At 72.4% G+C, this 13458-nt stretch carries 10 protein-coding genes; 7 read left to right on the top strand and 3 right to left on the bottom strand.

Annotated elements, in window-relative coordinates:
- Positions 1-136: 136 nt before the first annotated feature.
- Both ElP_RS17965 and ElP_RS17960 read left to right on the top strand, forming a co-directional pair.
- Positions 137-1642 (top strand): neutral/alkaline non-lysosomal ceramidase N-terminal domain-containing protein, encoded by a 1506-nt coding sequence (locus tag ElP_RS17965; RefSeq protein WP_145271587.1) that lies wholly within the window; start codon positions 137-139, stop codon positions 1640-1642.
- A complete protein-coding gene (locus ElP_RS17960) occupies positions 1633-1923 on the top strand; it encodes a polyhydroxyalkanoic acid system family protein (protein WP_145271585.1) in 291 nt (96 codons plus the stop codon). Before ElP_RS17965 ends, ElP_RS17960 begins: the two co-directional genes overlap by 10 nt.
- 69 nt (positions 1924-1992) lie before the next feature.
- Here the strand turns inward: ElP_RS17960 and ElP_RS17955 are convergent, their stop codons facing one another.
- Together ElP_RS17955 and ElP_RS17950 are read right to left on the bottom strand one after the other, a co-directional pair.
- A complete protein-coding gene (locus tag ElP_RS17955; RefSeq protein ID WP_145271583.1) occupies positions 1993-2391 on the bottom strand; it encodes a hypothetical protein in 399 nt (132 codons plus the stop codon).
- Between the two features lie 221 nt (positions 2392-2612).
- Entirely contained in the window at positions 2613-3236 is a 624-nt protein-coding gene (locus ElP_RS17950) for a hypothetical protein (RefSeq protein ID WP_145271581.1), read from the bottom strand.
- 427 nt (positions 3237-3663) lie between these two features.
- Here ElP_RS17950 and ElP_RS17945 point away from each other — a divergent pair, with 427 nt between their 5' ends.
- Positions 3664-5994, top strand: a complete 2331-nt coding sequence (locus ElP_RS17945) for an alpha/beta hydrolase family protein (RefSeq protein ID WP_145271579.1) — start codon at positions 3664-3666, stop codon at positions 5992-5994.
- A gap of 7 nt (positions 5995-6001) precedes the next feature.
- Positions 6002-7330, top strand: coding sequence for a hypothetical protein (locus ElP_RS17940; protein ID WP_145271577.1), 1329 nt, complete (start codon positions 6002-6004; stop codon positions 7328-7330).
- Between the two features lie 68 nt (positions 7331-7398).
- Here the strand turns inward: ElP_RS17940 and ElP_RS17935 are convergent, their stop codons facing one another.
- Positions 7399-7761 (bottom strand): hypothetical protein, encoded by a 363-nt coding sequence (locus ElP_RS17935; protein WP_145271576.1) that lies wholly within the window; start codon positions 7759-7761, stop codon positions 7399-7401.
- Between the two features lie 205 nt (positions 7762-7966).
- Here ElP_RS17935 and ElP_RS17930 point away from each other — a divergent pair, with 205 nt between their 5' ends.
- From ElP_RS17930 to ElP_RS17920, 3 genes are all read left to right on the top strand, one after another.
- Positions 7967-8191 (top strand): hypothetical protein, encoded by a 225-nt coding sequence (locus ElP_RS17930; RefSeq protein ID WP_145271574.1) that lies wholly within the window; start codon positions 7967-7969, stop codon positions 8189-8191.
- A 243-nt stretch (positions 8192-8434) separates the two neighbouring features.
- Positions 8435-9940 (top strand): glycosyltransferase, encoded by a 1506-nt coding sequence (locus ElP_RS17925; RefSeq protein ID WP_145271572.1) that lies wholly within the window; start codon positions 8435-8437, stop codon positions 9938-9940.
- A gap of 387 nt (positions 9941-10327) precedes the next feature.
- On the top strand, positions 10328-13426 hold the full coding sequence (locus ElP_RS17920) for a DUF1553 domain-containing protein (protein WP_145271571.1): 3099 nt from the start codon (positions 10328-10330) through the stop codon (positions 13424-13426).
- Positions 13427-13458: the final 32 nt, after the last annotated feature.

The raw sequence follows: 13458 nt of genomic DNA, 5'->3' as shown, positions 1-13458 counted from the left end.
GAGGAGATGATCCTTCTCGCTCCGCTTCGCTGCGGCCCTGCGTGGGATCCCCCTCCCCCTGGCACCGGGCGGCCCGATGGCCCACCATGTGATCCCCGTGCATGGCAGTCTCGGCCCGAGGCGGGGAGGAGCGACGATGGTGGGACTTCGAGGGGCGATCATCCTGGCCTGGCTGGCCGGGGCGGCGTCGGGGGCGGAGGGGTTGCGGGTCGGCTTCGGCCGGGCGGACATCACGCCGGGGGTCGGCGAGGGCTCGAAGCCGGTCTACCTGGCCGGATTCGGGCAGGGCCGCGAGGCGACCGGGGTGCACGACCCGCTCTGGTCCCGGGCGGTCGTGCTGGAGGACGGGGAGCATCGGATCGCGCTGGTGTCGGTCGACCTGATCGGCCTCCAGCACGAGGTGACGCTGGCGGCTCGGGAGCGATTGGAAGGGTTCTCGTACGTCCTGGTCGCCTCGACCCACAACCACGAGGGGCCGGACGTGATCGGCCTCTGGGGGCCGGGGCCGACGACCTCGGGGGTGGACCCCGAGTATGTGAAGCGGGTGGGAGACGGGATCGTGGCGTCCGTGAGGGAGGCGGAGGCGTCGCTCTCCCCCGCGATCGCCGAATACGGGACCGCCGAGGACGCGTCGCTGCTGGCCGACAGCCGCACGCCGGTCGTGAAGGACGGCGTGCTCCGGGTCCTCCGATTCTCCCCTCCCGGAGGAGGGGAGCCGATCGGGCTCCTCGTGCAGTGGAACTGCCACCCCGAAAACCTGGGGAGCCACAATACCCTGGTCACGGCCGACTTCCCGTATGCCACCGTGGCGGCGCTGGAGGCCCGGCACGGCTGCCCGGTGGCGTACTTCAGCGGGGCGATCGGCGGCCTGATGTCGGCGGCCGAGGACGTGTTGAAGACGCCCGACGGTGCCTCCTACCGGGAGGGGGAGTTCGCCTTCGCCGAGGCCTACGGCGAGGCCGTGGCGGACCTGGCCGACGAGGCGATCGGGGGGGCCGGGCCGATCGCGCTGACCCCCTTCGCCGTCTCGACGGTCGACGTGGCCCTGCCGCTGGAGAACACGCTCTACCGGGTGGCGAGGGCGGCCGGGGTGCTCGACCGACTCGGCTACCGCTGGACGGGGGACCCGTTCTCCCCGGGCAAGGCGCTGGGCCGGAGGAACATCTTCGGCCCCCTGGCGGTCCTGACCGAGGTGGCCTACCTCCGGCTGGGTGCCCTGCACGTGGCCGGGATCCCGGGAGAGCTGTACCCGGAGCTGGTCTCGGGGGAGGTCGAGGACCCGGCCGACCCGAATGCCGATTTCCCCGATGCGGCGGTCGAGCCCTCGGTGCTGGGGCTGCTGCCCGAGGGCCAGGGCCTGATCCTCGGCCTGGCCAACGACGAGGTCGGCTACATCATCCCCCGTCGCCAGTGGGACCGGGTCGCCCCCTTCGCCTACGGCCGGGACCGGGCCCAGTACGGCGAGATAAACAGCGTCGGCCCCCAGGCCGCCCCGATCCTGATGGAGGCGCTGGGCCGGGCGATCCAGGGGGTACCCGACGGCCGAGGGCCCGACAGTTGCTCCGGATCCGATCGGGAGGGGGCCGATCGGACCACTCCCGCCCGGATCGACCCCGGAGAGGCCCGCCCGCCATGCCCCTGATCGAGTTCACCATCAAGCACGAGCGCACCGAGGCCGACGCGAAGGCCCGGCTGGAGATGGCCGTCGACGAAGCCAAACGGCGCTACGGGCCGATGATCCAGAAGGTCGAGTGGTCCCCCGATCGGGACGCCGTGCGGCTCTCGGCCACCGGGGCCCTGGCCGAGATGCGGGTCGACGCGGAGCGGATCCACGCGTCGATCGACCTGCCCCTGCTCTCCGGGCTGCTCGGGGGCCGGATGGCGACGGGCCTGAAGGAGATCATCCGGAAGCAACTGGCGTGAGGCGGGAGACGGCCGCCGACCGGCCCGGCCCGGGGCGAGGCCGCCGGGCCGGCGAGGGAGGGCGTCATCCTACTCGACGCCGTCGAGGCGGTCGGCGAGCTGGCGGAGCGTGGCGGCGAGGTCCCGGGGCCGGTCGAAGGCGGGGCCCCGGCCGAGGTAGACACGCCGGGGTTCCCCGGAATCCTCCTCGGCCTCGACGACCAGCCGGGCGCCGGGCACGAGGGTGTCGAGCACGGCGTTGAGCAGCGAGAGCTTGGTGCGCTCCCATTGCTCCCCCTCGACGACCGGCTCCCGGGCGTAGGGGAGCGTCACGCCGGCGAGATACCGGGCGACCGTCGGGTCCTCCCGGACCGAGGCGGCGGCGGCGGCGTGCTCCTTCATCAGGACCGAGCCCAGGTAGCATTCGCCGGGCGGGCACGGCGGCTCCATCGTGCAGCGGCCGTCCGGATTGGTCTGGCACTGGGCCATGACGGGCTCCCCCACGCGATACCGGTCGTTCGATTGCGACGAGTCGGGGCCGGATCGGCCCGGCCCAAGGCCGCATTTTCCCCCCGGGCGGGCACGCCCGCAAGCCCGGCCCCCCGCCACCCGTCGGGCCGGCAACGCGAGGGGCCCGGGACGCCCCCGGCAGGGGCGCCCCGGGCCCGAGGCCGAGGGACGAACGGTCGGATCGTGCGGGACGGCCCGCGTCAGCCCTGCGGCGAGGCCTGGCCGCTCGGGGCGGCCTGGGGGGCCGCGGCGTAGGAGGCCGGGGCGTAGACGGCCGGCACCATCACGGTCCTGGTCACCGGCACCTGGCGGACCACCTGGCGGGGCACGCACTTGGTGACCGTCACCGGCACCTGTTCCGGCACCCGGATCGTCTTGAGTCGGGTCACCATCTCGGTGACCGGCCGGGGCTTCTTGACGTACTTCGTGACCGGCACCTTCTCGGGGATGCAGCGCGTCACCGGGACCATCGTCACGCAGCCGCCGCAGTGGCCGTGGTGGCCGCAGCGCTTCACCGGCTTCGCCACCATCTCGGTCACCTTGTGCACCCGGGTGACCATCTTCGTGACCGGGATCTCCTCGACGACGCAGCGCGTCACCGGGACCTCCACCGGCACCTGCTCGGTCCGGAAGGTCGTCTTCATGACCGTGACCGGCACGCGGTCGATCACCGTCTCGGTCACCGTGCAATAGCTGGTGACCGTCTGCGGCACCATCGGCACGCAGGGGGCCGCCGGCTTGCCGCAGCCGTGGCAGGCCGAGGCCGTCTGGGCCGCCGTCAGGCCGATCGTCGCGGCCGAGAGCACGAGGGCTCGACTCAACATCCGATGCATCGTCAGTGCTCCGCGAGGGGGGGGACTGGGATTACCTCGCCATCCCTGTCTTCAGAAGCCGCCCGGATATTCCATTTTTCCCGAATGGTCCATTTTTGTCAGGCGGCACTCTTTTACTGTTTACACCGCATTGCGCGATTTTGCAAGTCGCCGGGCCTCGGCCTGACGCACATCCCGGACCATTTTCGCGTCGTATCGCCCGAGGGAGACCATCGTTAGGGCCGGAGTGCGGTTCCCCGGCCGGGGAGGAATCCGGGCCGAGGGGGGAGGGGGAAGACTCGGGGACTCGAGGGGCGGGGAGAGGGGGATCTTCCCCTCCCGAGGAGGAAGATGGGGGCATCGGGCCGCCCGGCCCTTGAGTCGGGGGGGCGGAGGGGATATCGAAGTCGGGGAGGATCCGACCCGAGGAGGATTGCCGATGAACCGCGTCGCCGCCGTCTTGATCGTCCTGCCGGGCCTGATGGGGGACCGGGCGGCCTCCCAGGAGTTGCCGGGGACCGCGCCCTGGGGGGATCGGGGGTCGACCGACGAGGCCGCCGCCGCGATGGTCGAGGGGCTGCACCGGTTCCTCGACCGCCAGACGGCATCGAGCGTCGGGCGGAGGGCCCGGCACTGGGACCGGGATACGTCTTCCCCCGAGGCCTATGCCAGGTCCGTCGAGCCGAACCGAGGGCGCCTGGGGCGGATCGTCGGCGCCGTCGACCCCCGGGTCGCCCCGGTGGCGATGCACCTGGCCGGCTCGACCGAGGCCCCGGCCGAGCTGGCGAGGGCCGAGGGCTTCCGGGTGCTGGCCGTCCGCTGGGACGTCTATGCCGACGTCCAGGCCGAGGGCCTGCTGCTCGAACCCGAGGGGGAAGCGATCGCCGACGTGGTGGCGATGGCGGACTGCGACGTGACGCCCGAGGCGTTCGTCGGGCTGGCCGAGGGGCTGCCTCCCGGGTCCCAGGTCGCCCGACTGCTGGCCGAGGCCGGGTGTCGGGTGGTCGTCCCGGTGCTGCTCGACCGGTCCACCACCTCCTCGGGCAACCCCGACGTGGCGATGACCAACCTGTCGCACCGAGAATGGATCTGGCGCCAGGGGTTCGAGGCGGGCCGGCACCCGATCGGCTACGAGGTGGACGCCGTCCGGGCGGCGGTCGACTGGTTCTGCCGGGATGGGGCGCCGGGGGTGCCGATCGGCGTGGTCGGGCACGGCGAGGGCGGGATGATCGCGTTGTACTCGGCGGCGCTGGACACCCGGATCGACGGGGCCTGGGTCGCCGGGGCCTTCGGCGATCGGCGGGGGGTCTGGGGAGAGCCGATCGATCGGGACGTCTGGGGGCTGCTCGACGAGTTCGGCGACGCCGAGATCGCCTCGCTGATCGCCCCCCGGGCGCTCGCCGTCGAGCCCTGCGGCGGGCCGACCGTCGACGGCCCCCCGCCCCCGGTCGACGGCCGATCGCAGGCCGCCTCCGGCAGGATCGAGCCGATCGGCGTCCGGGAGGCGGTCGAGGAGTGGGAGCGGCTGCGAGGCCTCCTCGGCGAGTTGAAGACGCCGAGCCTCTCCATCGGCCCGGTCGATGCCGATGGCCGGCCGCTCAACGCGGGCGATCATGCCCGGGGAGCCTTCCTCGACGCCCTGCTCGGCCGGCGGGTCGGGCGCCCCGAGCCCGCCGAGCCCCGCTGGATCTCGACCTCCCCCCCGCCCGATCCCGTTGCCCGGATGGGACGATGGGTCCGGGCGCTGCAAGGCCACACGCAGGCGTCGATCCGGACCTCGGAGTTGCGGCGTTACGACCTCTGGTCGGAGGCCGACGCCTCCTCGCCCGAGTCCTGGGCCTCCTCGACGAGCCCCTTCCGAGAGACGTTCCGCGAGGAGGTGATCGGCTCGATCCCGGAGGCGTCCGAGCCCCTGGAGCCGAGGTCGGTCAAGGTGCTCGACGAGCCGGGGTTCGAGGGATATGCCGTCGAGATCCCCGTGCTTCCGGACGTGGTCGCCTCGGGGATCCTCCTCTTGCCGAAGGACCTGCGAGACGGCGAGCGTCGGCCGGTGGTCGTCTGCCAGCACGGGCTGGAGGGGACGCCGGACCCGATCGTGATCCCCGGCGTGGAGTCGCCCTACAACTCCTACGGGGCGGCGCTGGCGGATCGGGGGTACGTCGTCTACGCACCCCAGAACCCTTACATCGGCGTGGATCGGTTCCGGCAGCTCCAGCGGAAGGCGCACCCGCTGAAGGCGTCGCTGTTCTCGATCATCGTCCGCCAGCACGAGCGGACGCTGGAATGGCTGAGGACCCTGCCGAACGTGGACGCCGACCGGATCGCCCTCTACGGGCTCTCCTACGGCGGCAAGACGGCGATGCGGGTCCCGGCGCTGGTGGACGGGTACTGCCTGTCGATCTGCTCGGCCGACTTCAACGAGTGGGTCGTCAAGTGCACGGACCTCGACCGCCGGTTGAGCTACATGTACACGATCGAGTACGACATGTACGAGTGGGACCTCGCCTCCGGCTACAACTACGCCGAGATGGCGGGCCTGATCGCCCCCCGGCCGTTCATGGTGGAGCGGGGGCACGCCGACGGCGTGGCGCCCGACGAGTGGGTGGCGTACGAGTATGCCAAGGTGAGGCGGCTCTACGACGCGCTCGGGATCGGCGACCGGTCGGAGATCACCTTCTTCAACGGCGGGCATCTCATTCAGGGGGAGGCGACGTTCGACTTCCTCACCCGGCACCTGGACTGGCCGAGAGGCCGCACCGATTCGGAGTGATCCCCCCATGATGCGCGTCTTGCCGATCGTCGCCCTGGTCGCCTTCGCCTGCGCCGGCCGCTCCCCGGCGGGGGAGGACGGGACGTTCCCGGTCGACTCGAACCTGGAGGCCGGGGCCGCCCGGGCCGACATCACGCCGGAGATGCCCGAGGGGGGCATGGACGTGGTCGGGCACCCGAGGCACGTGGTCGGGGTCCGGGACCCGATCCGGGCCGAGGTGCTGGTGCTCGACGACGGGGAGACCCGGGCGGCGATCGTCACCTTCGACCTGCTCTCGGCCTGGGACGAGCTGGTCGAGGCCACGAGGAAGGCCGTCTCGGAGGAGGCGGGGGTGCCGGGCGATCACGTCATGGTGGCCGTCTCGCACAACCACTCCGGGCCGGGCTACGAGCCGGAGTCGTCCTGGGCCCGGATGGTCGACGACGCGATCCGGCGGGCGGCCCGGGAGGCAAGCTCGGCGATGCGGACGGTCTCGGTCGGCTACGCCGAGGACCGGATCGGCTTCGGCATCAACCGCCGCAAGGTGATCAACGGCCAGGCGGTCGTCCGGCTCAACCCCGACGGGCCGAACGACCCGAGGGTCAAGGTCCTCCGGTTCGACGACGGCCGGTCGCTGACCCCCGAGGCCGTGCTGATCCAGGCGGTCTGCCACCCCTGCTTCTTCACCTGGGGGGACGACGGCACGCCCCCCTACCCCGACGGCTACCCGAGGATGAGCGCCGACTTCCCGGGGGAGGCCCGGCGGTTCGTCGAGCTGTGCTACGGCGGCGAGACGACCGCGATGTTCCTGCAGGGCTGCGCCGGGGACATCCGGCCGAACCTGCCCGGCCACCCGTACCGCTGCGCCGACGAGGCGGACCTCCAGTGGGCGGGCCGGGACCTGGGGGGGGCCGTCGTGCGGGCCCTGGCGTCGAGCGTGGTCCGGGAGGAGCTGGAGGATCGGCCGGGCTACTACCGGATCCGCTGCGCCAGCGAGGTCGTCGAACTGCCCGGCAAGGACGGCCCCGTCTCGGCCGAGCTGATGGCGATGAAGGTCGGGCCGTACCTGCTGCTGACCATGCCGGGGGAGCCGATGGTGGAGTTCGGCTTCAACCTGGAGCGGATCATCGCCGACCGGGCCGTGCCGATCGTCGTCGGGTATGCCAACGGTCACGTGGGCTACATCGCCACGGCCGACTCGTACGCCGTCGGCGGGTACGAGCCGGTGTCATCTCCCCTCGCCCCGGAGGCGGAGCCGATCTTCTACGAGGTGCTCGACCGGCTGGCCGATCAGGTGATCGGCGACGTGTTCCAGGTCTTCTCGAAGCGAGAAGAGGACCAGGACGAGGACGACTGAGGCGGGCACCCGGCCCGGGGGTCGAGGGGAACCTCGTCCCCCGGGGTCGTTCCTCGGATGGGGCCCGATCAGCCCCACTTCCGGAAGAGGCGCTCCAGGGCGGCGACGGCCTCGTGGAGCTTGTGCTCGTCCTCCTCGAAGAGGTAGCCGGCCTCCATCGGCATGCGGCGGACGGCCTCGGAAAGCTGGTCCCGGGCGCCGAGCATCTGGGCGTAGAGGCGGTCGTACTTCGGCCGCTCGGCGGACTGGCCGAGCACGTCGAGCTTGCGACGGGCCTCGGCGATCCGGGCATCCCACCGGCGGAGGGTCGCCTCCAGCTCCGGCCGCTGGGAGACGTGGACCCGCTGGGGATAGGACGGGTTCTTGGGGACGAGGGATCGGGCCGGCGCCGTCTCGGCCGGCGCGAGGTCGTAGTTGCTGCTGGTGGACACGGGTCGGTTCGCCTCGAATTGCTTCGGGTCGGGTCGGATCGGGTCCAAGGGACGCTCGGATCACCGCCCGATTGTAGGCGACCGGGGTCGGGGCGCGAAGGGAGGCCGGCATCGGGTTTGCCCGATGAGTCTCCCCGCGAAGACCCGTACGCCGGCCCCGCCGGGGCCGATTCGAGACGAGACGAGCAGGGAAGGAGGCCGGATCATGGCCCGATCGAGCATGCCCGACGGGATCAGCCCGAACAAGGTCAACGCCGCCCAGGAGCGCCGGGCCGAGCACATCAAGGAACGCCTGGTCGCCCAGGGCGTCGGCCGCGACGAGGCCGAGAAGCGTGCCCTCCGCGAGGCCATCGACGAGGTCCCCTCCGGCGGCCGGGCCGTCGGCGGGGCGTCGACCAAGTCGCCGGACCAGGGCGACTCGTCGACTTGAGCGTGGCCTGAGACCCGATGGCGGACGGCGGATGAGGGATCCCGGTGGAGACGGGACGGGCCCGGGCCCGTAACCCCGGGACCGTCCGCCATCGGGCCCCGACGCCTCGGCCATCCCCCCTCCGCCCTCGGCCATCGGGCATTGACGGGGAACGTCGCCCGGTTATCCTCTCTCGACCGAACCCAGGCCCAGGGACCGGGCCGATCGCGTCTCAGGCCGCGAGGACGAGGGAGGAACCTTCGGATGAACGCAGCCATCGGCTCGACGCCCCGTCCCGCCGCGGACCCCCGGCCGGGGGCCCCCTGCTTCCTGGTCAGCACCACGGCCGGGGCGAAGGACATCCGGCGGAACATGGGAAACGCCGACTACTCGTATGCCTTCGTCCTCAAGGCGATGGCGCCGGTGCTCGACCGCCTGGGCCCCTGGCAGGTGGTCGAGCAGCCCGAGAGCAGCCTCTCCTACCGGGCCTGTCGGGCCAGGGAGCAGGGCCTGACGCCGATCCACCTCTGCCTCCACCCGCCGCACAACGCCTACCTGACGCCGGACGTGCCCACCGTCGCCTTCCCGTTCTGGGAGTTCCCGAAGCTCCCCGACCGCGACCTGGGCCTCGACACCCGGCAGAACTGGAAGCGGATCCTCGACCGCACCGACCTGGTGATCGCCGCCTGCCGGTTCACCGCGTCGACGTTCAGGCGGTCCGGCCTGCGGCCCCCGGTGGCGGTCGTCCCCGTGCCGCTGCCCGACTCGGCCTTCGCCGTCCCCGACTGGGATCCGGGCTGGGCCTTCGAGCTGGAATGCCGCCACGTCGTCTTCGACGGCCGCCCCCCCTCGGGGGACGACCAGGCCCCCCCCCGCCCCCGGCTCTCGGCCGCCGACGACCCGGACCGGCCGGCCTGGCAGCGCCTGACCGGCGACGCCTATCGGGGCGGCCGGGACTTCTACAAGGCGAAGGTGATGCGGTACCTGAGCGAGGAGGCCGCCGAGGCCCTCTTCCAGGCCAAGAACCGCCTGGTCCGCCGGACCGCCGCCACCCGGATCCTCCGGCCCCCGCTGGCGACCCTGCGCCTCGACGGCCTGGTGTTCACCAGCATCTTCAACCTGGGGGACCGCCGGAAGAACATCGACGACCTGGTCTCCGCCTTCCTGCTCGCCTTCCAGGACCGGCCCGACGCCACGCTCGTCTTGAAGCTGGCCACCAACCCGGACCGCGAGTACTTCGAGCTGAAGGAGCTGCGGACCCGGTACGAGCGGATGAACATCCGGCACTCCTGCCGGGTGGTCGCCATCACCGATTACCTGAGTGATGAGGATCTCGCCTCGCTGAACCGGGCGACGACCTACTACCTGAACACGAGCAAGGCCGAGGGGGCCTGCCTGCCGCTCCAGGAGGCGCTGGCCGCCGGCCGGCCGGGGATCGCCCCGAGGCACACGGCGATGGAGGATTACCTGGACGACCAGGTCGCCTTCGTCATCCCCAGCCACCCCGAGCCGACCTACATCCCCCACGACCCCGAGCCCCGGTTCGAGACGTCCTGGCACCGCCTGAATTGGCAGCAGTTGCACGACCACCTGATCGAGGCCGCCCGGGTCGCCGACCGGGACCGCGACCGCTACCACCGGATGGCCGAGGCGGGCCGTCGACGGATGCGGTCCCTGGCCTCCCGGGACGCCTCGGCCTCGGCCCTGGCCGAGGCGCTGAGGCTGATCCCCGAGTCGGCCCACCGCCGGGGCTTCTCCTGGTCGGACTGATCGCGCCCGGGCCTCCTCCCCGACGAGACGGCCCGGCGTTGATCCGATTGCATCGGGGGTCGATTCCCCCGAGAATCTGCTTGCGAGACACACCCATCGGCATGTAGGGTCGATGAAGGCACTCCCGCGTCGTCGAGTCGCGGATGCCCGACCTTCCCCCACCGGATCCCCGCGAGCCGAGCCCTGCCGTCCTCCCCCTGCCCCGGGCCGAGTCTCGGGGCCGGGGCCTTGCCGGCGCCATCGACCGCCGAGGCCCTTCCGGCCAGGGACCGGCCATGCGCCCCCCTTCCCCCGGACTGCCGGGGCCGGGACGACCGCCTGGGCCTCCCCGCCGATCGACCCCCGAAGGCCCGGGCCGGGCCGAGAGACCGAAGACGGAGCACCCGCATGAGCCTTCGCCCCCGAGACCACCGAGGCCCGGCCCGAGGGGCCGTCGCGCTCGCCCTGCTGGGCCTGGCCGGCCTCGCCTCGACGGGCCTCGCCGACGAGGATCCGAGGTACAACCGGGACATCCGGCCGATCCTCTCGGAGAACTGCTTCGCCTGCCACGGCCCGGATAGCGCCTCTCGCGAGGCCGACCTCCGGCTCGACCGCCCGGGTGACGCCTTCGCCGACCGAGGGGGCTACGCCCCCATCGTCCCCGGCGACCCCGACGCCAGCGAGCTGATCTACCGGGTCGAGTCCGAGGACGAGCTGGAAGCGATGCCGCCCCCCTCGTCGCACAAAACGTTGACGGCCCAGCAGAAGGAGACGCTCCGCCGCTGGGTCGCCTCAGGGGCCGAATACGAGCCGCACTGGTCGTTCATCCCGCCCGATCGTCCCGGGCTGCCGGTGGTCTCCGACCCGACCTGGATCCGCAACCCGATCGACGCCTTCGTCCTCTCGAAGCTCGACGAGGCCGGGCTCGCCCCCGCCCCCGAGGCCGACCTCCGCACCCTGGCCCGCCGCGTCAGCCTGGACCTGACGGGCCTGCCTCCCGAGCCGGGAGAGGTCGAGGCGTTCGTGGAAGACACCTCGCCCGACGCCTATGAGGCGTACGTCGACCGCCTGCTCGCGTCTCCCCGATGGGGGGAGCACCGCTCCCGGTACTGGCTCGACGCCGCCCGATATGCCGACACGCACGGCCTGCACTTCGACAACGAGCGGGAGATGTGGTCGTACCGCGACTGGGTCATCGACGCCTTCAACCGCAACCTGCCGTACGACCGGTTCGCGGTGGAGCAGCTCGCCGGGGACCTCCTGCCCGACCGCACCCTGGACCAGCTCGTCGCCACCGGCTTCAACCGCTGCAACATCACCACGAACGAGGGCGGCACGATCCCGGAGGAGAACCTCGTCGGCTACACCCGGGACCGCACCGAGACCTTCGGCACCGTCTTCCTCGGCCTGACCGCCGGCTGCGCCGTCTGCCACGACCACAAGTTCGACCCGATCAGCCAGCGCGAGTTCTACGAGCTGGCCGCCTTCTTCAACAACACCACCCAGGGGGCCCTGGACGGCAACATCCGGGACACGCCCCCGATCATCCCCGTGCCCGCCCCCCGCGACCGCACCCGCTGGGAGGAGCTGGAGGCCGAATTGGCCGGGGCCCGCGCCGAGGCCGACTCTCGAAAGGAGGAGGCCCGGCCCGAGTTCGACCGCTGGCTCGCCGGGGCGACGCCCGAGTCGATCGCGTCACACCTCCCGACCGAGGGCGAGACGCTGCTCGCCCGGCTCGGCGAGGGGATCGTCCCGGGGCCGGCCAACGCACTGGAGATCGCCGGGGCGGGCGACTTCGACCGGGACGCCCCCTACACCGCCTCCGCCTGGATCAAGGTGCCCCGGCGGAACATGAGCGGCGCGATCGTCGCCCGGATGGACGACGGCGAGGGCTTCCGGGGCTGGGACCTCTGGCTGGAGAACAACCGGGTCGGCGGCCACCTCGTCCACCGTTGGCCCGGGGACGCGCTGAAGGTCGTCTCCCGGGCCGAGGTGCCCCGGGACACGTGGACCCACGTCGTCATCTCCTACGACGGCTCGGGCAAGGCCTCGGGGCTGACCGTCGCCATCGACGGCCAGCCCCAGGCGGTCGACGTGGCGGCCGATTCGCTCTCGGGGACGACCCGGGCCGAGGTGCCCCTGGAGGTCGGCCGGCGGAGCAACTCGAGCCGGCTCGACGGCGTGACGATCCGGGACGTGCGGGTCTATGACCGGGCGTTGTCGACCGTCGAGCTGGCCCGGCTCTCGGGGGGAGACCGCGCCGTCCGGCTGGCGATGGCCCCGGCCGACGGGTGGCCGGCCCCCGAGGTGGACGCCGCCTTCGACTGGTGGCTCGCCTTCGTCGACGAGGCGAGCGCGGGGCTCCAGGCCCGGCTCGCCGCCCTGGAGGCCGAGGGGGCCGAGATCAAGGCCCGGGGGACGATCGCCCACGTGACGACGGAGCGCCCCGGGCCGGCAAAGGCCTTCGTCCTGCACCGGGGCGAGTACGACCGGCGCCTCGACGAGGTCTCGGCGGGCACCCCCGAGATCCTGCCCCCGATGGGCGACGACCAGCCGGGCGACCGGCTGGGCCTGGCCCGCTGGCTGTTCCGGGAGGACCACCCGCTGACCGCCCGGGTCGCCGTCAACCGGGCCTGGCAGGAACTCTTCGGGACCGGCCTGGTCGCCACCGCCGGGGACTTCGGCGTCACCGGGGAACTGCCGTCGCACCCGGGGCTGATCGACTGGCTGGCGGTCGAGTTCCGGGAATCTGGCTGGGACATGAAGAAACTCTACAAGCTCATGGTCTGCTCGGCCGCCTACCGCCAGTCGGGCGCCGTCACCCCGGAGAAACTGGAACGCGACCCGCAGAATCGCCTGCTCTCCCGCGGCCCCCGGTTCCGGATGGACGGCGAGATGATCCGCGACTACGCGCTGGCGGCCAGCGGCCTGCTGGTGGAGGAGCTGGGCGGTCCGAGCGTGAAGCCGTACCAGCCGGGGGGCGTCTGGGACGCGGTCGCCATGCCGGAGAGCAACACCCGGTTCTACGAGCGGGACCGCGGCGAGGGCCTCTACCGCCGCAGCCTCTACACCTTCTGGAAGCGGGCCGCGCCGCCGGCCTCGCTGGAGACGTTCAACGCCCCGAGCCGGGAGTATTGCACCGTCCGCCGGGAGCGGACCAACACGCCGCTCCAGGCGTTGGTCACCCTCAACGACGTGCAGTTCGTCGAGGCCGCCCGGCACCTGGCCGAGCGGGTCCTGCGGGACCGGGAGGCGTCGGACGACGAGCGGATCGCCTCGATGGCCCTCCGGCTGCTCGCACGGCCACTGGAAGCCGAGGAGGGGTCGATCGCCAGGGAATCCCTGGGCGACCTGCTCGCCCACTACGAGGGGAACCCGGGCGACGCGAAGGCGCTGGTCGCCGTCGGCGAATCGCCGGCCGACCCGACGCTCGACCCGGGCACCCTGGCCGCCTGGACGATGCTGGCGAACCAGCTGATGAACCTGGACGAGGTCCTCACCAAGTAATCGCCCGACGGCCCGGCCCCCTCCCGTTGACG

It is taken from the genome of Tautonia plasticadhaerens (assembly GCF_007752535.1).
Classification (GTDB): domain Bacteria; phylum Planctomycetota; class Planctomycetia; order Isosphaerales; family Isosphaeraceae; genus Tautonia; species Tautonia plasticadhaerens.
The sequence above is the reverse complement of the archived record's forward strand: the minus strand, read 5'-3'. Positions and strand labels throughout refer to the sequence as shown.